The 21,566-nt window shown below is 42.8% G+C and carries 17 protein-coding genes; 5 read left to right on the top strand and 12 right to left on the bottom strand.

Features of this window, described 5'->3' with window-relative positions; all coding sequences use genetic code 11:
- Window positions 1-25: 25 nt before the first annotated feature.
- The 11 genes from tolB to AC4MCD_RS04595 all read right to left on the bottom strand — a co-directional run bounded on the left by tolB (window position 26) and on the right by AC4MCD_RS04595 (window position 11,756).
- Entirely contained in the window at window positions 26-1,309 is a 1,284-nt protein-coding gene (gene tolB / locus AC4MCD_RS04545; RefSeq protein WP_491876844.1) for a Tol-Pal system beta propeller repeat protein TolB, read from the bottom strand.
- Window positions 1,310-1,511: 202 nt separating this feature from the next.
- Complete coding sequence (gene tolA, locus AC4MCD_RS04550) at window positions 1,512-2,771, bottom strand: cell envelope integrity protein TolA (RefSeq protein WP_491876648.1); 1,260 nt, start codon at window positions 2,769-2,771, stop codon at window positions 1,512-1,514.
- 3 nt (window positions 2,772-2,774) lie between these two features.
- Window positions 2,775-3,224 carry a protein TolR gene (gene tolR / locus AC4MCD_RS04555; protein WP_034170925.1) on the bottom strand — a complete coding sequence of 150 codons (450 nt, stop codon included), beginning with the start codon at window positions 3,222-3,224 and terminating at the stop codon, window positions 2,775-2,777.
- On the bottom strand, window positions 3,224-3,922 hold the full coding sequence (gene tolQ, locus AC4MCD_RS04560) for a protein TolQ (RefSeq protein ID WP_491876649.1): 699 nt from the start codon (window positions 3,920-3,922) through the stop codon (window positions 3,224-3,226). The genes tolR and tolQ overlap by 1 nt, the downstream gene beginning before the upstream one ends.
- 27 nt (window positions 3,923-3,949) lie before the next feature.
- Window positions 3,950-4,357 carry a tol-pal system-associated acyl-CoA thioesterase gene (ybgC, locus tag AC4MCD_RS04565; RefSeq protein WP_034170923.1) on the bottom strand — a complete coding sequence of 136 codons (408 nt, stop codon included), beginning with the start codon at window positions 4,355-4,357 and terminating at the stop codon, window positions 3,950-3,952.
- A 261-nt stretch (window positions 4,358-4,618) separates the two neighbouring features.
- Window positions 4,619-5,968: an amidohydrolase gene (locus AC4MCD_RS04570; protein ID WP_491876650.1), complete on the bottom strand. Its 1,350-nt coding sequence runs from the start codon at window positions 5,966-5,968 to the stop codon at window positions 4,619-4,621.
- Window positions 5,969-6,492: 524 nt separating this feature from the next.
- Window positions 6,493-7,494 carry a Holliday junction branch migration DNA helicase RuvB gene (ruvB, locus tag AC4MCD_RS04575; protein WP_034170977.1) on the bottom strand — a complete coding sequence of 334 codons (1,002 nt, stop codon included), beginning with the start codon at window positions 7,492-7,494 and terminating at the stop codon, window positions 6,493-6,495.
- Between the two features lie 221 nt (window positions 7,495-7,715).
- Window positions 7,716-8,318: a Holliday junction branch migration protein RuvA gene (ruvA, locus tag AC4MCD_RS04580; protein ID WP_491876651.1), complete on the bottom strand. Its 603-nt coding sequence runs from the start codon at window positions 8,316-8,318 to the stop codon at window positions 7,716-7,718.
- A 120-nt stretch (window positions 8,319-8,438) separates the two neighbouring features.
- Window positions 8,439-9,779 (bottom strand): deoxyguanosinetriphosphate triphosphohydrolase, encoded by a 1,341-nt coding sequence (locus tag AC4MCD_RS04585; protein ID WP_491876652.1) that lies wholly within the window; start codon window positions 9,777-9,779, stop codon window positions 8,439-8,441.
- A gap of 196 nt (window positions 9,780-9,975) precedes the next feature.
- Window positions 9,976-10,107, bottom strand: a complete 132-nt coding sequence (locus AC4MCD_RS04590) for a putative transporter small subunit (protein ID WP_004645659.1) — start codon at window positions 10,105-10,107, stop codon at window positions 9,976-9,978.
- 11 nt (window positions 10,108-10,118) lie between these two features.
- Window positions 10,119-11,756, bottom strand: a complete 1,638-nt coding sequence (locus AC4MCD_RS04595) for a sodium:solute symporter family transporter (RefSeq protein ID WP_419374699.1) — start codon at window positions 11,754-11,756, stop codon at window positions 10,119-10,121.
- Between the two features lie 1,301 nt (window positions 11,757-13,057).
- Here AC4MCD_RS04595 and purL point away from each other — a divergent pair.
- The 5 genes from purL to AC4MCD_RS04620 all read left to right on the top strand — a co-directional run bounded on the left by purL (window position 13,058) and on the right by AC4MCD_RS04620 (window position 20,635).
- Window positions 13,058-16,891 (top strand): phosphoribosylformylglycinamidine synthase, encoded by a 3,834-nt coding sequence (gene purL, locus AC4MCD_RS04600; protein ID WP_491876845.1) that lies wholly within the window; start codon window positions 13,058-13,060, stop codon window positions 16,889-16,891.
- 314 nt (window positions 16,892-17,205) lie between these two features.
- Window positions 17,206-17,331 (top strand): KGW motif small protein, encoded by a 126-nt coding sequence (locus tag AC4MCD_RS04605; protein ID WP_253144109.1) that lies wholly within the window; start codon window positions 17,206-17,208, stop codon window positions 17,329-17,331.
- Window positions 17,332-17,811: 480 nt separating this feature from the next.
- Window positions 17,812-18,693: a LysR family transcriptional regulator gene (locus tag AC4MCD_RS04610; RefSeq protein WP_491876653.1), complete on the top strand. Its 882-nt coding sequence runs from the start codon at window positions 17,812-17,814 to the stop codon at window positions 18,691-18,693.
- A 17-nt stretch (window positions 18,694-18,710) separates the two neighbouring features.
- Window positions 18,711-19,028 carry a YqfO family protein gene (locus tag AC4MCD_RS04615; protein WP_180104432.1) on the top strand — a complete coding sequence of 106 codons (318 nt, stop codon included), beginning with the start codon at window positions 18,711-18,713 and terminating at the stop codon, window positions 19,026-19,028.
- A 140-nt stretch (window positions 19,029-19,168) separates the two neighbouring features.
- Window positions 19,169-20,635 (top strand): carotenoid oxygenase family protein, encoded by a 1,467-nt coding sequence (locus tag AC4MCD_RS04620; protein WP_491876654.1) that lies wholly within the window; start codon window positions 19,169-19,171, stop codon window positions 20,633-20,635.
- A gap of 79 nt (window positions 20,636-20,714) precedes the next feature.
- Here AC4MCD_RS04620 and AC4MCD_RS04625 read toward each other — a convergent pair whose 3' ends face one another.
- The gene (locus AC4MCD_RS04625) at window positions 20,715-21,314 is read right to left on the bottom strand and encodes a hypothetical protein (RefSeq protein WP_491876655.1); all 600 of its coding nucleotides are present in this window, start codon (window positions 21,312-21,314) and stop codon (window positions 20,715-20,717) included.
- Window positions 21,315-21,566 lie beyond the last annotated feature (252 nt).

The raw sequence follows: 21,566 nt of genomic DNA on the forward strand, positions 1-21,566 counted from the left end.
TAAAGCATTTATAAATATTGAACTATTATTTTGGTGCCCAAGCAGGTTCGCGGACTTCACCTGTTTCACTTGGCAGATTCATGCGGAACCGGCCATCAAGAGACATGATGGATAACAATCCACGATTACCTTCGCGAGTGGCATAGACCACCATCTGACCATTTGGCGAGAAGCTAGGTGATTCATCCAGGCTGGTTGGCGTCAGGATATTGGTCACACCTGAGCTAATATCCTGTACAGCCACTTTATAGTTACTGCCACTTGGACGATGAACCAATGCAAGTTTCTTACCATCTGCACTTAAGGTCGCGCGGGCATTAAATGCGCCACGGAAAGTCAGACGTTTGGTACTTCCATTATTAAAATCATAGCGGTAAATCTGCGGAGAACCACCACGATCTGAAGTAAAGATAAATGATTTTCCATCCGGCGCATAACGTGCTTCTGTATCAATTGCGCTATCGTTGGTCATGCGTTTTAACTGGCGTGTTTCCAGATTCATCTGATAGATTTCCGGGTTGCCGTGCATAGACGCAGTGAACAGCATGCTCTTGCCATCTGGAGAGAAGCTTGGTGCACCGTTTAATCCACGGAAGCTGGCCAGCTTTTCACGTTGACCAGTCGCCAGATCCTGTACATAAATGGCCGGACGTTTGGTTTCAAAAGATACATATGCAATTTTTTTCGCATCCGGTGTCCAGGCAGGTGACAGGATTGGATCACGCGAAGTCAAAATAGTCTTTGGCTGTTCACCATCCGTATCGGCAATCTGCAAGGTATAACGCTGCTCAGGCGTTGCCGGATTACGTAAGACGTAAGCAATACGGCCAGTGAAATCTCCCGGAATACCGGTTAATGCCTGATAGATGGCATCACTGATCATATGGGCTGCCTGACGGGTACGTGATGCAGGAACAGTCAGCAACTCATTCAGTAAATATTGACGTTTTTCGACATCATACAATTGATACTGAATGCTATAAGAACCATCCGGATTGGTCTTGGATGAACCGGTCACTACATAAGGTACGCCTGCAGCTGCCCATGCTTCAGCATTTGGCGAATTCAGTTGTGCTGTAGCAGGTAAATTCTTCGAGGCACTGGCAAATTTTCCAGAACGATTCAGGTCATTTTCCACCACCGGATAAATACTCTGATCCTGGCTAAAAGGCACAATGGCAATTTTAGGAGCAGCTTCAGGAGCTTTGGTAATTTCCAGATGCAGTTGGGCCTGAGACTGGGTCGCAGTGACCGCACCCAAAGTGGTCATGATTGCAAGGCAGAGTAGGTGTTTGCGTGTCTTTTCCATCATTCGTTATTTACTCAAATCAACGGAGTTATTTATAAGTGATTGGGCTACATCATCGCATGGATTTATGCGAAATAGACCACGAATTTATCATCAAACTGTTATATCACTATGGGGAGTGATTATTATTTAATCTGTTTCAATTGAAGTTTAACTCAAAAAAACAGCCATAACACTTTTTCTTTATTATGGCTGTTTTTCATTAATGAGCTGTAAAGGTTGAAGTAAAACTTCGTGCTTCACGGCGTGCATCCGGATCTGAAGGCATTGGATAAGGTGCAGCAGCACGTACTGCCGCTTCTACACTAGCTTTCATATCTGGATCACTGGCACTCACCACCACAGAAACTACAGAACCACTATCGCTCAAAGTGACCCGGGCAGTCGCTTTCTGGCCTGAAGAGCCCACAGGGGTATCCCATGCACGTCTGATTTTATTTTCGAAATCACGTTTTGCAGTAGAGGCAATTCGCTTAGATTCCGCTTTTTTCTGTGCAGCTTCTTCAGCAGCCTGTTTGGCTGCAGAGGCTTTGGCATCAGCTTCTGCCTTGGCTTTCGCATCTGCTTCCGCTTTAGCCTTTGCCGCAGCCTCAGCTTTATGTTTAGCATCCGCCTCTGCTTTAGCTTTCGCTGCAGCGTCAGCTTTGTGCTTGGCATCTGCATCCGCTTTGGCCTTCGCAGCTGCTTCAGCTTTACGTTTAGCTTCAGCCTCTGCTTTGGCTTTTGCCGCAGCGTCAGCTTTACGTTTAGCATCCGCCTCTGCTTTAGCCTTTGCAGCCGCATCCGCTTTACGTTTAGCTTCGGCATCTGCCTTGGCTTTTGCCGTAGCATCCGCTTTTGCCTTGGCTTGAGCCTCGGCTTTTTGCTTGGCGGCTAAATCAGCCTTTTTCTGCGCTTCAAGTTTGGCTTTTTGCGCAGCATCGGCTTTACGCTGTGCTTCTACTTCCGCCTTACGCGCTGCTTCAGCTTCGGCTTTAGATTTTTGTGCAGCCTCTGCTTTGGCTTTGGCAGCAGCCTGTTTTGCCTGTTCAGCAGCTTCAGCACGTTTTGCTGCTTCGGCTGCTTGCTGGGCAGCCTTGGCTTGAGCAAGCTCTGCCGCTTTTGCTTCTTGCTGAGCTTTTTGAATATCGATCTGTGGGGGGGCTGGAGCAGGCTGCGGTGCCGGAGGTGTGGGTGCAGCTGCTGTTGGCACTACAGGCGCAGGCTCTACACTGGGTTCAGCAGTTTGGGTAATTTCTTCTGCAATATTTTCATGTGCAGTTTCTTCAAATTCGGTTTCTTCACGAGTCACCGGCTTGAGGTCTTCAGGTTTAATTAAGACCGTTTTAATCTGTTTTGATGGTTCAGGTGGCTTACTCATGCCCAGAAAAAGCAGGCCCACCAAAGCAACTGCATGGATTCCTAGCGTAAACCCAATCGCAATTGCTTTCTTCTGAAACGGTGGTTTCTGATAATTTTTCATACTTTATTCTAATGGCTTGGTTAGTAAGCCCACTTGGGATAAACCGGCATCCTGCAGGCTTGACATCAAGGCCATCACATCGCCATAAGGGCGAGTAGTATGACCATTGATCACGACATTGAGGATCTTGTTTTCACTTTCAGCAGTGCTTTGCGCTTCTATCAAAGTCTGCGTCAAAGCCTCTAGGGTGACAGGACCTGTGGTCTGATTTTTATATTCCAGAAAATAAGTACCATCTTCTTTTAAAGTAACGATAGTAGGCGCATCTTTGGATTCGATCGGTAAGCCATTGGCCTGCGGCAAATCGACCTTGATGCCACTGGTAATCATTGGGGCAGTCACCATGAAAATGACCAGAAGTACCAGCATCACATCAATGTATGGCACTACATTCATGTCACTTTTCAGTGGTTTTTTAATACGCTCGAAGCGTCCTGAACGTTGAATGGCCATTAGTCATTGTCCTGCGTAGCGCCCACAGATTGACGTTGCAGTAGCGCCACCATTTCTTCAGCGAACAGGGCACGGTCAGAGTACAGTGCTTCACCTTTAGATGTGAAATGGTTAAAGGCTAAAACCGCAGGAATTGCAGCAAATAAACCAATCGCCGTTGCAATCAGGGCCTCTGCAATACCAGGTGCGACAGTGGCCAAAGTAACCTGATCGACATCTGCCAGACCAATAAAGGCATTCATGATGCCCCAGACGGTACCAAACAGACCGACATAAGGAGCAACTGAACCAATACTGGCCAGTGTGCCCAAGCCTTGTTCCAGATGTCCCTGATCACGACTTAAACCTACACGCAGAATACGCTCAGTACCTTCAATTGACTGGGCAGTTGGAGCATGGCGTTTTTTAAGTTTAAGGAACTCGCCCAGACCCTGATAGAAGATATCTTCCAGACCAGTACGTTTGGAATTAAGCTGGGCATTATTATAAAGCGTCTTGAGTTCGGCACCTGACCAGAAAATTTTCTGGAAATGATCGTCGTCAGCCTGAGCCTTTTTATAGCTCATGGTTAACTTGGCAATCAGATACCAGCTGTACAACGAGGCTAACAGGAGAGAAAGCATCACCAGTTGTACGACAGGGCTTGCTTGTAAAATAAGATCTGAGACTTGAAGAGATGATTCTAACTGAGTTGCCATAGCTGTTACGTGTGCCAAATAATTTTTTTAGTCTTGTTCCAATTCTTTATGAATCAGTTCGCGGATTTCATCAGGAAGACGACGTGGTTTCATGTCTGCACTAATACATGCCAACTCGACCTCACCAGATGCAAGCATGATTTCACCACGATAAATATTTTGTTGCAATACAAATGATGAAGCTTTACATGAAATGACACGTGCAGTCACGGTAATCAGGTCATCCATGAGGATTGGACGCATATATTTGACGTTAATTTTGTGCACAACAAAGTTGTAGTCGGACTGATGCCAGTAGTGACTCACTCCGGAAGCACGTAACCATTCAGTACGGGTACGTTCCATATAGCGAATATGGTTAGCGTGGTAGACAATGCCACCCGCATCAGTATCTTCAATATAGACGCGGATATTGAATTCAAAGTGATTCGCCATAGTTTTGTTCCATGCAGATTTTACGAAATTATTGCTTGTTTTTTAGAGGCTGGAGCAGGCTTAGAATTTGCCTTATTCATTCCAAAAGTCAAGCAATTTAGCGCGTCAAAGTTTAGCACTGTGAGCTTTGAGACCAATGGCACAAGATGTCAAATCTGGATGGAGTAGGGGCTAAGCCAGTACGGAATGGCCAATTGCTTATTAATAAGGCGAAGTAAAAGCATGAATGAGACCAGTCACTCATGCTGGAGGAACTAAGAATCAGCTTTTGTTATTTTGCTTCCAGCTCGCTTGTACCTGATCAGCCACTTTTGGATAATCCAGAATAAAACGGACATGGCTTTCTACTCCGATTTTTAATGTCGCATCATCGACTATAAAATTCGGGTTATGGTTCGGTGCTGCTTTGGCTGGGTCCTGATCGGCTGGCGTTGCACCGACGAAGACAAACAATGATGGCATCAGCTTGCCATAATACGCGAAGTCTTCACTGGCACTAGCATTGTTATCAAGCAGATGCAGTTTATTTTCACCATTCACCTTAGCCAGAGTCGGACGCATCAATTCGGTCAAGGTTTTGTCATTGGTGGTAACAGGTGCATAGGGTGCAATTTCTACTTTGACTTTGACATCATTGGCTGCGGCATTGTGTTCCAGCATTTCCGGCAAGTCTTTTAAAATGCCTTGACGGACATCTTCACTGTTAGAACGAATCGTACCGACCATATTCACCTGATTAGGAATCACATTTCCTGTGGTACCACCCTGAATACTTCCAATACTGACCACGCCCATGCCTTTGGTCAGATCTGCTTTGCGGCTCACCAGACTTTGTAAATTATTAATCATCTGTGCAGAAGCATAAATTGGATCGCGACCTGCCCAAGGCATTGAACCATGTACCTGATGGCCATCTACCTGTATACGTAAATGATCCGCGCTATTGAGAATTGCACCATCTTTATAGAAAATATTGCCGCTTGGCATACCCGCCATCACATGCATTCCAAAAATCACTTCAGGCTGAGGATTCTTGAGTGCGCCATCAGCCAGCATTTTACGTGAGCCGATCTGATCACCTTGACTAAAGTTATCAATATCTGCACCGCCTTCTTCTGCTGGCTGGAATACAAAAACTACGGTTCCGGCAATCTTATCTTTATTGGTAGCGAGCACTTTGGCTGCACCTAATAGCATTGCAGTATGCGCATCATGACCGCAGGCATGCATCACATAAGTTTCCTTGCCTTGATAAATACCTTTCTGCTTGCTGGCAAAAGGTACAGCTGCCGTTTCCTGAATCGGCAAGGCATCCATATCTGCACGTAATGCCATGACGGGGCCAGGTTTTGAACCTTTTAGAACGCCGATCACACCTGTTTTGGCATAGCCTTTACGTACTTCAATACCATAGGACTTTAATTCTTTTTGTACTAATTCCGAGGTTTTGAATTCCATATTGCCCAGTTCAGGATACTGGTGAATATGCTGGCGCAGTTTGATGGTATGCGCTTCGGCTGCTTTAACTGAATCATCTACCCAATCTGCTAAAGCCAGCTGACTACAGAATAGAAGAGGGAGACAAAGTGAAAGCGTCTTATGCATGTTCATATCAGGGAGAACCTTAAAAATCTGAATAGAGTTAAAGTGATGCCTGAGCATTACATAATGCACTACATTTGACCAAAACCCTCTGAGTATGGGTTTCATACCTTTTTGGTATATTCATTTTTAGTACTTGCTGATAAAGGGAGTTTTATAGAGAAAAACATTGTAAAATTATGTAATTATAAGATTTGATAGTCTATTTTCTTTAAAAAATTCAAATTAATAGGGAATTATTAAAAGGAATTTATATCTGATTAAAAAATTTCTCATTATCTGAGTTTCAACTATTTCTCTAAGTTAAATACTATTTTGGCATCAAAGTTGCTTTGGTTATTTCATAATTATTATTGATAGAATCCTAAAAGAAATAGCCTAAGTATTTGTTTGAAGGGCAAGAACTATATAGCAAAATAAATTACTTAATAATAAAGATTTGAGTTTGTGCTTTTGGAGCTAATTGATTGCAGTAGTCAATTAGCTCTTTTTCTTTGCGATAAACAAGGGTCAAGCCAAAAGAGCTTCAACCTTTACTTCGGTTCAGGCGGCGTCATGCCAAACTGTAAATAAGCCATATTGGTCGCAATACGGCCCCGCGCAGTACGCATCACATAACCTTGCTGAATCAGATAAGGCTCAATCACATCTTCCAGAGTACCTGAATCTTCTGCCATTGCTGCAGCTAAAGCTTCTACACCAGCCGGGCCGCCATCAAAGCGTTCCAATAACATCGACAGGTAACGACGGTCAAGCGTATCCAGGCCATCTTTATCCACGTTCAACATATCTAATGCACGTTGAGCCATTTCCTGAGTGACTTCACCTGTGCCTTTGACTTGAGCATAGTCACGTACACGACGTAATAAACGGTTGGCAATACGCGGCGTACCACGTGAACGACGTGCAATTTCTTTCGCACCATCTTCGGTCATTGGCACATCCATCAGACTCGCAGAACGTTTTACGATATGGGTCAGATCATCAACCGAATAGAATTCCAGACGCTGCACAATCCCGAAACGGTCACGAAGCGGAGAGGTGAGTAGACCAGCACGTGTGGTTGCAGCGACCAATGTAAATGGAGGTAAGTCCAGTTTAATCGAACGGGCAGCAGGACCTTCACCAATCATGATATCTAGCTGGTAGTCTTCCATTGCTGGATAAAGGATTTCTTCAATCACGGGTGACAGGCGGTGAATCTCGTCAATAAACAGGACATCACCTTCCTCAAGATTGGTCAGCATTGCTGCCAGATCACCCGCGCGTTCTAGTACTGGACCTGAAGTCGATTTCAGGTTACCACCCATTTCACGGGCAATAATATTCGCTAACGTCGTTTTACCTAGACCTGGAGGTCCAAAGATCAAAGTATGATCGAGAGCTTCAGCACGGCCACGAGCAGCGCCAATAAAGATTTCCATTTGCTCACGTACCACGGGCTGACCGATATAGTCATCGAGGGAAGTCGGGCGGATGGCACGATCAAAATGATCTTCGGGTTTTTCAGAACCACTGATGAGACGGTCTTGCATATCTTTTGAGTCAATCTCTATGGTTTATTTGAGGTGAATAAAGTCATAGCCTCAAAATGCATTAAAAATTCAGATGCCATTGTGAAGGCATTACCTTACTTTTGACAGGGCAAAAGTAACAAAACCCTTTGCAGAAATAATGGCACATCCTATGCCATATTTCTGCGGCAGCATCCATGCTGCCTCCTGCTATTTGTTTTTCGATGAGGTTTATATAGGTCTTAACGGTTCATCGACTTTAATGCAGCACGGATAATGTCGCTGGCTTCAGTAAACTCACCTTTGGCTGCATTCACCAGTTTTTGTGCCTCAGCCGGTTTATAACCTAAGGACTGTAGTGCAGCTTCAGCTTCAGCTACAGCTGAATTACCCATAAACTGAATTTGTGGAGCTGTCGAATTGCTTGGAGCAGTGCCCGCAGACATGGCTTTAAAGCGGTCGCGCAGTTCAATCATCAAGCGTTCAGCAGTTTTCTTGCCGACTCCAGGCACTTTAACCAAGGTATTTACATCTTCATTTTCAACAGTATGGATCAGCATCTCCACACTTAAAGTTGAAAGAATGCCGAGTGCCATTTTCGGGCCAACGCCGTTCACTTTTAATAAAGTACGGAAAATGGTTTTTTCCTGAGTATTTAAAAAACCATACAGTAATTGTGCATCTTCACGTACGGCCAGATGTGTCCATAGGGTAATTTTCTGGCCTTTTTGCAACTGGCAAAAAGTGGTGAGCGGCGTATCGATTTCATAACCCACACCATTCACATTTAATAATACAGTCGGTGCTTCCAGCGCCAGCACTTCACCAATCAGGCATCCAATCATCTTTTATCATTACTCAATTCAGTTTTGCAGCATAGTAGTCAGCATTTTCAGGAAAGGCAAAATCTCCTTCTGCAAAACAGGTGATTTTGCTGCAATAAGCATCTAATCCAGCAAGATGTTTTATAACAATCCGGCTTTATTGCCTTGCAATTCCTGTGACAGGTTATAAGCCTGATGGTCCGAGAATTTCGAGATAATATCCAGCACCTGCATGATATTGTCATAATGGCTGTCTTTAAAATTCGCTCCTGAACGTTGCAGAATCGACATTAAACGTTGTTCCTTAAAGCTCAGGTTTTTATGCGGTGTAGTCAGGGGAATAAAGGCATCCAAAATATTTTGCAGACTTTGATGGGCAATGATCTCCAAGCCTGCTTTCTGCGGATGTTCAAATATCTTGTCACGTGCCAGTTCTTTGGCACGATTAATACCACTTTCAATATCTGAGGAACAATACTGTAGTAAGGTGCCTTGTAACTGGCCAGACAGAATCTGGTCATGATGGCGTGCAAAAGCAGTCGTCACTTCATTCACCAGACGTTTCATCACACGGCCACGCAGGGCAGCAATTTTCTGTTGCCAGGTCGTATCAGGCATGCCGATTTCAGAAGGCGTGCCATAATCTCCGAGCAGATTTAAAAATACCGGTTCCACTTCAGCATAGCTGAGCATGTTCAAGCTAATGCCATCTTCTAGATCAATGAGGGCATAACAAATATCATCAGCTGCTTCGAGTAAGTAAGTCAGTGGATGACGACAATATTGATACTCGCCGAGCTGGATCAGTCCAAGCTCTTCCGCAATCTGCTTTAAAATCTCTTTTTCTGCCTGATAGCAGCCAAACTTGGCACGGCTACTGGCAGGCAAATTCACTTGAGATGCCATGGTTTTTGACAGCCACGGATATTTTAAATAAGCACCTAAAGTGGCATAGGTCAGGCGCATGCCACCATCATTTGGATGATAATCAATCTTGGTCAGCAGGCGTAGGCCTTGGGCATTGCCTTCAAACTGGCGTACATCGGCTTCCTGTTCAGGACTCAAATCTTTTAAAAAATCGGTATGAGAAGCATCGTCAAACCATTCCCGAATTGCATATTCACCGGCATGGCCAAAAGGCGGATTACCGATATCATGTGCCAGACAGGCAGCTTGGATGATGGCGCCAACATCGGCCGGAGAAATCCAGGCAGGTAAACTATCTTTGATTTTTTCGGCAGCCAGCATACCCAATGAACGCCCAATACAGGAGACTTCTAGTGAGTGGGTTAAACGGGTATGAATACCATCGTGCTGGGTCAATGGATGGACTTGGGTTTTGCGGTTTAACTGCCTGAAGCTTTGCGAAAAAATAATACGGTCATAGTCTTTATGGAACGGGCTGCGTGCCAGTTCAGTGCTCTGCTTTTTACTACCAATCCGAACTGTCGAAAGCAGTTCTAACCAACGCATTTGAGTCATTTATCATTATTCAGTGATCCATTATTTGCATCATGCCAAAAAACTAGCTCATGCACTAGGGCAGTGCGACATGAATTGTCATGCTGCATATTGTTATTTCAGTCAGCTGGAAAAGACTGAAAATTAAAAATCAAAATCATTAAATGAACGATAAAAAAGCAGGCTCAATGGCCTGCTTTTTGTTTAAAGCGAAGAATCAGATTAGCTCTTCGCCATTTTTCTTGGCCTGTTGTGTGTCTTTATAGACATTCAGGCAAATCGTGAACAAGACCAGGCTTGCCACCAATGGCCAAAAAAGTACATATAGGGTCAATAATTGACTTGTCATCTGAAATCTCCTTATTTACTTTTCTCAGATAGCTGGTGAAATTCAATCACCATCTTGTTGATTTGCTTAAAATCAAATTTTTCTTTGCTGTAGAGTAGCGTCAACACAGTACATACCAACGCACTACTGCCATAAGCTGTCAGTGAGCTTAACAAGGTGCCGTATTCACGCAGGAAGCCGATGGTCCATGGCATGAAACCAATACTAGCCAATATGCCAACGACCAAGCCCACTTTTTTACCGAAGAAACCAAAGGTCATCAGACCCAGCACCACACCAATACCCAAGGTCGCAACGAGTTCAAAGCCAAGTGCGATCAATCCCTGAATCGGAAGCCATTCAAAACGTACAATCAGAAAGCTTAAAAATGCGAGGCCCACTGACCAGTTAAAGGCCCGGGCATTCACCTTGTCCCAATACAGGCTGACAATCACCGGGAATACAATAGAACCCCAAAGCGCACCCACAAAAATCAGCATCGACAAAATGTCAAACTTCAAGGTGGCAATCACAATTCCCAGCATGGTGGCAACGATCATGGTCATACGGCCAATAAATAGCATTTTCTTTGGATCAGGACGGTTTTTCGCAATCTGTTTGCCATAAATGTCTGTCATGACAATCGCAGACAGGGCAGACAGATCCGAGTCAGCGGTAGAAGACAGGGCTCCAATCACCATGATGAATAACAGCGCGACCATAAATGGAGAAAGATAAGTCGCTGCCATTTGCGGAATCAGGTTATTCAGGTTGCCATCAATAGGTTGAATACCTGCAAATAGTGCCAATAACCCCAGCATGCCTAGACCAATGACAATTGCAGCATAACCAATGGTTGCAGTGATAAAACTTGGTTTGATCAGGTCTTCACGGACTGCAAACAGGCGCTGGGCAATGGTCTGATTACCAATCGCGTAGGCCAATACGGCAACAAAAAACGGTGCACCTTGTTCCAGAAAGGCTGTTTTAGAGAAAAAATCCAGCTGTTCTGGTTGCAGGTAATGAATCCCGCTTTGAAACAGGGAGGGTCCGCCTAAGGTAAAGAACAAGGTTGGAATAATGATCACAGCCGCGACAATCATTGCCACCAGCTGACCGAAATCGGTAAAGACCGAGGAACGGAACCCCGACCAAAGGGTATAGGACAGCACACCGATGCCGGTAATCAGCACGCCATGGATAAAGCTTAAAGGAGATAAAATCTCAACCAGTGCCCCAGCGGCGGTAAAGTTCACCATCAGGCTGATCACGCTACCCACAATATTGGAACCCGCCAGAATCATCTGGCTTTGATTGCCATGCCGGGCATGCATGATTTCTGCCAGAGTATGTGCATTAGGCGCCAGTTCACGAAAGCGCTTGCCAAAGGGATAGATAAATAAAATCATCAGCGCACCCCATAAACCATAGTGGAGGGCACCGGAAACGCCGTATGTATATCCGGATGAAGCTGCTGCATAAAATGATGCGGCCCAAATCCAGGTAGCGGTCATACTGGCCGCAGACATTCCAAATCCGATGGAGCCATTCGAGACCATGTAGCCATCAACATTTTCATTTTTCTGTTTAATACGTAACGATAGTAAAAAAGTGATGCCATAGAAAAGCACCATCAATAGTACAGTTGCTGTACTAGTGAATTGAAACATACATACTCCTTAAGCGGGTCACCTTTTGTTTTTGAAAATTAAATCATTGGTGACAGATTAAGGCTCTAAAATAGACAGAGCAGTGAAGCTATAGAACATCAAAAATTAGTGTCCGAATATAGAATTTATATTCATCTCTACAGCAGAAAGGAAAAACCATTGCCAGGCCCAGAATTTAGACAATTTCTCAGCAATTCGGCTAGAGCTTAACATAAAATCATCAAATTTACTGATGAAGTGTCTATTTGGTAAGATTCTTAGCTGATATAGACGTGTGGGCCTGTTATTCCATTAGTTGAATAAAAAAGAAAATTTTCTATATTTTTCAGCAATTACAAATATTTATTTTAAACTTTTCGAGTTAAATAAAACCTGAGAATACGGCTTAAATAAAAAAGGTAACAAAATTTTATTATTAATCATTTCTTCATTATTTTTTTATATAAACCTCATAATTCCTGGTAAATTTCCTCATAAATATAAGTGGTATTTTGCTATTTATATTGTGTTTTTTACACATAATAGAGCTCATGAATAAATGATGAAATTTCAAAATATTGGATATGGTGGGGATTTTGTCGATATATTTTTTGGTCTTTTAGATGAGTAAATTTCGCTTAATTATGATCTGAGAAGATAAAAATCAAATATAAAAAAATAAAAGGCCCAAATAAGAAACTTTATTTTTATTCTTTTAGAGGGTGAGAATAGATGTCCAGTTTTTCCCCCGCAGATGATGTCAGATTAAAATACCACTCAGTATTAATTATTCTTTCATAGAGGGGAGTAATTTGCCTCTGTTACTGTAATGGCGGAGATCAGCGGAGAACTGTTCCTTGTAGTACAGAAAACGGCAGAAGACCTTTAACCAGTTTTCTAATCTTAGAAGTCAAAGTTAAGAGTCAATCAAAAGAATCAAAAACAGTCTGCAAAAAATACGACTTCATTAAATCTTGTAATCAAGTATTTCATTTTGGCCTAAATAGGAGTTTTGGCAGGTCATGACAATAAAACCTGAATTTGATTTTGTCCCGATTGTTGTTGAAAAATAATACAATTTTTATGCAGAAAATTATTCTGAAGCGGTTTTGATTTTTCTTGAAAAAAATGTGTTAACCTGTGCGACTACATTCAATTTTCCTAACTGAAAATGAACGGAATATTTTAAAAGTCCAGGATATTTCAGGCGTAGTTTTCTGATTTGGCATCTAGCCGATTTCCTTATTTCACAGTAGAATATGCGCTCTCTCAAGTCACATTGTGGCATGGTCGCTCGATCATCCCGTGGAGCCAAAATCAGCATGTTTATCGTTGCCGGTGCACCCGCACATTCTTCTTTTAAGAAAACTCAACTATTATCGCGTTTGACGTCAATTAGTTCTGTTCAATCAATTGAAAGTCAATGGGTCTACCTCTTTGACCAAGCGCTCAGCGAGCAACAACAGCAATCAGCTTTACAGCTTCTCAACGATGGTCAATCTTTTGAATTGCACCAGGCTGCAAGTGATGAAATCCAGATTTTAGTCACACCGCGCGTAGGCACCATCTCTCCTTGGTCCTCTAAAGCGACGGATATTTTCAAAAACTGTAATACGCCGGTTCATCGTTTAGAACGCGGCGTTTTATTTACTTTGAAAGGCACAAAAGAGCTTTCCAAAGAGGCTCTACAGGTACTGCACGACCGTATGACCGAAAGCGTTTTCAATGCGATTGAAGATGCTGCAGTGCTGTTTACTGAAACTGCGCCAAAACCTTTGAACTCGATTGATATCCTAGGTCAAGGTAAAGAGGCATTAGTAAAAGCAAATAATGAGTTCGGTTTTGCGCTGTCTGAACAGGAAATTGATTACCTGACAGAAGCATTTACAAAACTGGGCCGTAATCCGAATGACATCGAACTGATGATGTTTGCTCAGGCAAACTCTGAACATTGCCGTCATAAAATCTTCGGTTCTGAATGGACGATTGATGGTGAAGTTCAACCATTGTCATTGTTCCAGATGATCAAAAATACCTATAAAGAATCACCAACAGACGTATTGTCGGCTTATAAAGACAACGCATCGGTGATTGTTGGTTTTGATACGCAACGTTTCTATCCAACTCAAGAAGATAACGGTCAACACGTTTATAAATACAAAAGCCAGGCCGCTCACATCTTGATGAAAGTGGAAACTCACAACCACCCAACAGCGATTGCACCATTTGCCGGTGCTGCGACAGGTTCAGGCGGTGAGATTCGTGACGAAGGCGCGACTGGTCGTGGTGGTAAACCGAAAGCTGGTTTAACGGGTTTCACCGTATCTAACCTGAATATTCCTGGCTTCGAACAGCCTTGGGAAGAAAACTATGGCAAACCTTCACGTATGGCATCTCCACTTCAAATCATGATTGAAGGTCCATTAGGCGGCGCAGCGTTTAACAACGAATTTGGTCGTCCAGCGCTGACGGGTTATTTCCGTACCTTCGAACAAAACGTCAATGGCGAAGTGAAAGGCTTCCATAAGCCAATCATGATCGCGGGTGGTTACGGTAACATTCGTCCGGACCACGTTGAAAAAGATGCGATTCAACCAGGTGACTTACTGATCGTGCTTGGTGGTCCAGCCATGCTGATCGGTCTTGGTGGCGGTGCAGCATCTTCTGTAGACAGCGGTAAACTGGGTGAAAACCTGGACTTCGCTTCTGTACAACGTGAAAACCCGGAAATGGAACGTCGTTGTCAGGAAGTGATTGATACTTGCTGGCGCATGGAAGATGAGAACCCGATCGTTTCTGTACATGACGTCGGTGCGGGCGGTATCTCGAATGCTATGCCTGAACTAGTTAATGACCACGAGCTTGGTGCGGTGCTTGATCTGCGTAAGATCCCATCGCTTGAGCCAGGCATGTCACCAATGGAAATCTGGTCAAACGAAGCGCAAGAGCGTTATGTGCTTGCGATCCGTCCAGAATCTCTACCGTTATTCGAATCGATCTGTGCGCGTGAACGTTGTCCGTTTGCAGTACTCGGTGAAGCGACTGAAGCGCGTCACTTAACCGTTGAAGATCCATTGTTCGGCAACAAGCCAGTGGATATGCCAATGCAAGTGATGCTTGGTGGTACACCACGTATGAGCCGTTCATATGAAACTGCTCCGCGTAAAGGCGATGACTTTGATGCGTCTAAAGTGACTGATCTGAAAGATGCGATTTATCGCGTGATCAAGAACCCGACTGTGGCTTCTAAATCATTCCTGATCACCATTGGTGACCGTTCGATCACCGGTATGGTGGCACGTGATCAAATGGTCGGCCCATGGCAGGTTCCTGTAGCAGATGCTGCGGTAACGACTACCAGCCTTGTCGGTTACACGGGCGAAGCAATGGCAATGGGGGAACGTCCACCAGTTGCATTGTTAAACCCAGCGGCTTCTGCACGTTTATCAGTTGCTGAATCGATCTCGAACATCATGTCAGCGAAGATTGATCAGATCAGCGACATCAAACTGTCTGCAAACTGGATGGCGGCGGCTGGTCAACCGGGCGAAGACCAAGCCTTGTTTGAAGGCGTAAAAGCCATTGGTATGGAAATGTGTCCAGCACTGGGCATTGCAATTCCAGTTGGTAAAGACTCATTGTCAATGCGTACCACCTGGAATGACGAAGGCGAAGACAAGTCCGTAACTTCTCCGATGTCAGGCGTGATCACTGCATTTGCACCTGTAACTGATGTTCGTAAGACATTAACCCCTGAGCTGAAAAATATTGAATCTGTACTGGTTCGTATTGATCTGTCTAAAGGCCAGTTCCGTCTCGGTGGTTCAATCCTGGCTCAGGTATACAAAGCCATCGGTTCTGTAACTCCAGATGTCGATAGCTTCGAAGATTTCAAAGCATTCTTTGCACTGATTCAAGACTGGAACAACCGTGGTCTGATCAAGGCTTACCATGACATCGGTGATGGTGGTTTACTGGCAACTGTTGCAGAAATGATGTTTGCTGCACGTCTAGGCGTAGCTCTAGAAGACCAATCAGTCGAAGCATTATTCGCTGAAGAAATTGGTGCAGTTCTGCAAATCGCGAAAGCGGATTGGGAAGCATTGCAAGCAGAAATCGCTGCTTCTACTCTGAAAGATGCGATCTCTGTAGTGGGTACAGTGAATAACTCTGATCAGTTATTTGTAAATGGTCTGGTACTGGAACGTGCTGACCTGCAAGTAGCTTGGACAGAAGTTTCTCATCAAATCCAGCGTCTGCGTGACAACGTAGAAACTGCAGATCAAGAATTTGCGTTAGTTACAGACAAATCACACAAAGGTTTAATTGCTCAACCGACATTTGATCTGAACGAGCAAATCGAAGCACCATACATTAACTCACGTCGTCCAAATATGGCGATTCTGCGTGAGCAGGGTGTAAATGGTCATGTAGAAATGGCAGCAGCATTCGACAAAGTCGGCTTCAATACAGTTGACGTACACATGAGTGACTTGCTTGCTGGTCGTATCAGCTTGGATGACTTCGAAGGTCTGGTGACATGTGGTGGTTTCTCTTACGGTGACGTATTAGGCGCAGGCGGTGGCTGGGCAAAATCAGTATTGTTTAACCAGCAACTCCGTGACCAGTTCGAGAAATTCTTTAACCGTCAAGAAACCTTCTCTTTAGGTATCTGTAACGGTTGTCAAATGTTGTCTCAATTGGCTCCACTGATTCCAGGTGCAGATGCTTGGCCACGTTTCCATCGCAACAAATCAGAAGTATTTGAAGCACGTAGCGTCAATGTTCGTGTAGAGAAATCTCATTCTGTATTGCTAGAAGGTATGGAAGGTTCAATTCTTCCAATCGCTGTGGCACATGGTGAAGGTCGTGTGGTTGCATCAGCTGAAAGCATTGCTGCATTGAATGCCAATAACCAGGTGATCATGCGTTATGTCGATAGCCAAGGTAATACGACTGAGCAATATCCATTGAACCCGAATGGTTCGCCTGAAGGGATCTCTGGTGTCACTTCGAAAGATGGTCGTGCGACTATCTTGATGCCACACCCTGAGCGTAACTTCCGTGCGATCCAGCACTCTTGGAAACCTGAAGACTGGGATCAGGACGGTGCATGGTTACGCATGTTCCGTAATGCGCGTAAGTTCATTGGCTAATCTGATTTAGCTTCAAAAAATGGGTTGCAGTAGCGACCCTTTTTTATAATTTGAACTTATGGGAAATTAGTAAAACTAGAAAAATCATTTACTTTTGTTTAGACTAGCTTCATCAATTGCCACCAGTGGGTGGCTTTTTGCTTTTTAAGCAGTTTGAAACATTTATTTAATTTTCTCCCGCTGAACTGGTTTAGATTTTGCTTTTATATCTGTATAGAAGTGATATTGTGTAAATAATGCACAATATTTATGCACTTTAAAGGAAAGATGGTATAGATCAGTTCAGTATCAACACTCAAGAATGAGGTGATGACATGGCTAAGACGCTCAGAATAATGGATAGAACAGAATTACGTCAGAAAGGTTGGTGGTTATTTGGTTTTGTTGTTGGCCTACAGGTGCTGTTCTTGGTAGGTAGTTATTTGCTACAGGGTTCTTGATCAACAGATTTAAAAAAGCCACCGAGAGGTGGCTTTTTATCGCCAAACAGTGAGCTGAATCTGCTTTAGTGTTACCTTCTGCGTATTCACAAAATCAAAAGCATTATTAATACTGTCCTGATAACGCCAAGCGATATAACCAACCGGCCTAAACAGAATTACACAGATTCATGAATTTCAGACTTACCATTCTAGGGTTTATAACATCATGAGAAGCAATCTGAATCACATCCAGATATGGTAAGTTCAAAGATTTAGCTGCCTATTTCCAGCCTTCACCCGAACCTCAATGTCGAATACTGCATCATGCAAGACACCATGTGTAAATCTGATACAGGCATAAATGTATGAGGGGGCAAAGTCGAGCCATGCATAGAAGGTAGTTATATGAGTATTCGTATAAGTTATTGATCTATTAATATTTTCAATACGTTGGCCTAAATCGTATGATAAGCACCTATTTTTTGAAGTGAGCAATCTATGGAACTTCGACATTTACGCTATTTTATCACCGTGGCGCAGGAGCAGAGTTTCACTAGGGCTGCTGAAAAGCTGTTTACGGCTCAACCTTCTTTAAGCCAGCAGATTAAAGATCTGGAGCAGGAAGTTGGCGTTAACCTGTTTGAGCGTTCTTCACGAAAAATACAGTTAACAGATGAAGGTAAGGCCTTTTTAATCTATGCAGAAAAAGCTCTAGAAAATGCCAAATTGGCTGTTGCATCAGCACGACAGGTGGCGCAGCAGAAAAATAACCAGATTCATATTGGCTTTCTGAATGTTGCCGAACTAAAAGTTATGCCACATATTTTGGCCAAGCTGAAAAAGACCATGCCAGATCTGAAAATTCATCTGCATAGCCTGTTCTGTCTGGAACAGCTCCAACATCTGAAAAACGCCGAACTAGATCTAAGTATTACCCGTTTTCAGCTGGATCATCCAGATTTTGAAAACATCCATTTGTTGACAGAACAAATTCACTTGGTTGCAGCCAAGCATTTGTACCCAACCGATCGAATACTGAAATTACAGGAACTGAAAAATCATACAATTATTATGTGTGATCAGAATGCATCACCCATATTTTACGAAAGACTCAATGCCTTGATGTCCTTTGATCAGCTAAAGCACGATCAAGTGCTGTGGGCGACCAATGTGCTACAGCATATTAACCTGATCAATATGGGTATGGGTTTTAGTTTTGCTCCCGATTATTTATTACGTTTCCTGAATGATGAAGTGAAAGTGATCCAGACAGATCGACCTTTACCTCAAGTCGAACTATATGCAACATTTAACAAGAACTCTCAAAATCCAGCATTGAATATTATTACCGAAGCCCTTAACAATACGGTAAATGATTGAAAAACTTGTAGGGATATATGCTTAAACTGATTTATTACGTACCAGATGAAAACCTAGAGGAAACCAAGAAAGCCGTCTTTGCAGCAGGTGCGGGTGGTATTGGGGAGTATACCGATTGTGCCTGGCAAATTCTGGGAACTGGACAATTTAAGCCACAGCAAGGCGCAGATCCTCATATTGGGGAAATTGGCCAGCTAGAAAAAGTGGAAGAATGGCGGGTCGAAATTCTTGTGCCTGATGAAAAGGCGGTTGAAGTGGCTAAGGCTCTAAAAGAAAGTCATCCTTATGAAGAACCGGCATTTGAATTTATCCAGCTTTTAGATATAAAAGTTTAAATTTTAGAAGTGATATAAACCGACGGTGCATTAGTGTTAATGTGCCGTCTATCTATATATAAAAAACACCCAATCTGCTTTTATTATTATAAAATTCTTCAGAACAACTCAAATAAAAGAATAAAACAAGGAATATAACAATGCAGTTGCCAAAACCGCTGAGCAGCATGTTCAAAAATACGCTGAATAAATCTATTCAATACGGCGCAGAAATCCTACATAACCGTATTCCATATTCCCATGATAATCCTTATTTGGATGGTATTTTTGCACCGCAGCGGCAGGAGCATTTTTCAACTCAATTGAAGGTAGAAGGGCAAATCCCGAAAGAATTAGATGGCGCCTTGATGCGAATTGGCCCGAACCCCATTACAGTGAAAAATCCAAAAATTTATCACTGGTTTACCGGTGATGGGATGATTCATGCGTTACGGCTTAAAGAAGGTGAAGCACACTGGTACAAAAGCCAATATGTAGGTGCGGATAGTGTACAGAAGAAATTACATCGCTCAGTGATTCCGGGGAAAAGTCGTGGTGTAGCTGATCCAGTAAATACCAATATCATCAATTTTGCTGGGAAAATCTGGGCATTGGTCGAAGCGGGTGCTTATCCAATCGAAGTGAATAGTGAACTGGAATCTAAGCGCCATCATCTGTTTGAGAATGATGATCTAGACTTGCCATTTACTGCACATCCACATATTGATCCGGATACCGGCGATATTCATGCGGTTTGTTATGATGGGCTAACCCATAATAAAGTCTTTTATCTGCATATCGATGTACAGGGCAAACTGAAAAATCATGTTGAAATTCCAGTCAAACATGGTCCGATGGTACATGACTGTGCGATTACCGAATCTCAGGTCTTAATTTTGGACTTAAATGTAAATTTCTCGGTGCAGAGTGCCTTAAAAGGTTCGCTGCTGCCATATCAATGGAACCCGAAACATCAGGCACGTATTGGTCTGTTATCTTTTGGTGGAAGTGCTCAGGATATACGCTGGTACAACATCGATCCCTGTTTTATTTTTCATACCATGAATGCTTATGATCTGGATACAGGGAATGTGGTCATGGATGCAGTGGTACATTCCAAAGCAATGGTGCATTCGATTCAGGGCCCAATTGAAGATCAGGATCTTCGATTAGAACGATTTGTCTTTGAAAAAGAAACAGGGAAAGTGAAGCGAACAATCTTATCGGATGTTAAACAGGAATTCCCACGCATTAATGAAGCTTATACCGGGCGGCCTTATCGTTATGCTTATAGCATTTCCTTTGGCGAATTTGATGATCCTTACCATGTCAGCAGTAATAGCCTGTTGGGTCATGATTTAGAAACTACGACCATAGAAAGTTATTCATTTGGAGAAAATTGGATCACAGGTGAGGCTATATTTGTCGAAAAAGAGGGTGCACAAGCTGAAAATGATGGTTGGCTCATGTCTTATGTGCATGCTTTAGATTGTGGCCCTTCGAAAGTTGTGATTTTGGATGCACAGCATATTAAGGATGGGCCAATTGCCACAATTTATTTGCCTGTACGAGTACCGGTTGGTTTTCATTGTAATTGGATTGATTATCGGAAGTTGAAAGTAATATAAAATTATATTTAGGAAAAATTTTAGTTTATTTAAGTCCGTTTGAAATCAAACGGACTTGACTAGATGCTTAAATAAATCTTCAATTCCACTTTTCTTGATATTTTGAGACCCAGTACAATTTGGTTTCTATACTGTAATTACCATCAGGATGAAGGGAAATGATGTAGTGGATATTTTTACCTCGACTACGATTACCTTTGCCTTCTGGAACCTGATTCTTATATTTCTCTACTTCTTTAGGGGGATTTAATATAATACGTTTCCATGCTGTGGCTGGAATTTTATCTATACCCTCTTGTTCTGCATTCATTATCGCTAGTCTTTTTTTTGCTGCATCTTCTCCATTGGCGTAACGTAGTTCTTCAGGAATACCATATCCTTTTTTTATCAGCTCTGCGTAAGTGAACCAGGGGGCATACTCAATAATAATTTGTTGAGGGACATAACCTTCGGGGGATACCTTACAGCGACTGTAGGATGTAATATATTTTTGCTCTTTTATCACATCTGGAGTCATCGTCAGGTTTCTACGTTCAGGCCAGTTGTTTTTGTAAACAACGTCCTGTCCTTTTAAGTGATCATTTATCTGAAATGATATTGAATTTTTTATTGGCATAGCTGAACAGCCTGATAGAACTAGACTAGTAGTTGAGCTCATTAAAAGTATTAATTTTTTCATTTGGCTTCAACCCCTGTTGCTGCATTAAATGTTAATGCTGTTCCGTAGTTAGTTTTAGTTTGGTTGAGATAATTTATGATTGAAAAATTTTTGTTTTAAGTGATTCTTTATAAGAATAAAATCATTATGAAATACTTGTATGAGGAAACTATAAAATTATTATTTAGATTTTTCTAATATACTTAATTAAGCGACATCCATGTCATCAAATATTAAGTAAATTAATATTATTAAATCCTTTAAATACTACTT

The organism is Acinetobacter sp. CAU_H_78 (assembly GCF_058599365.1).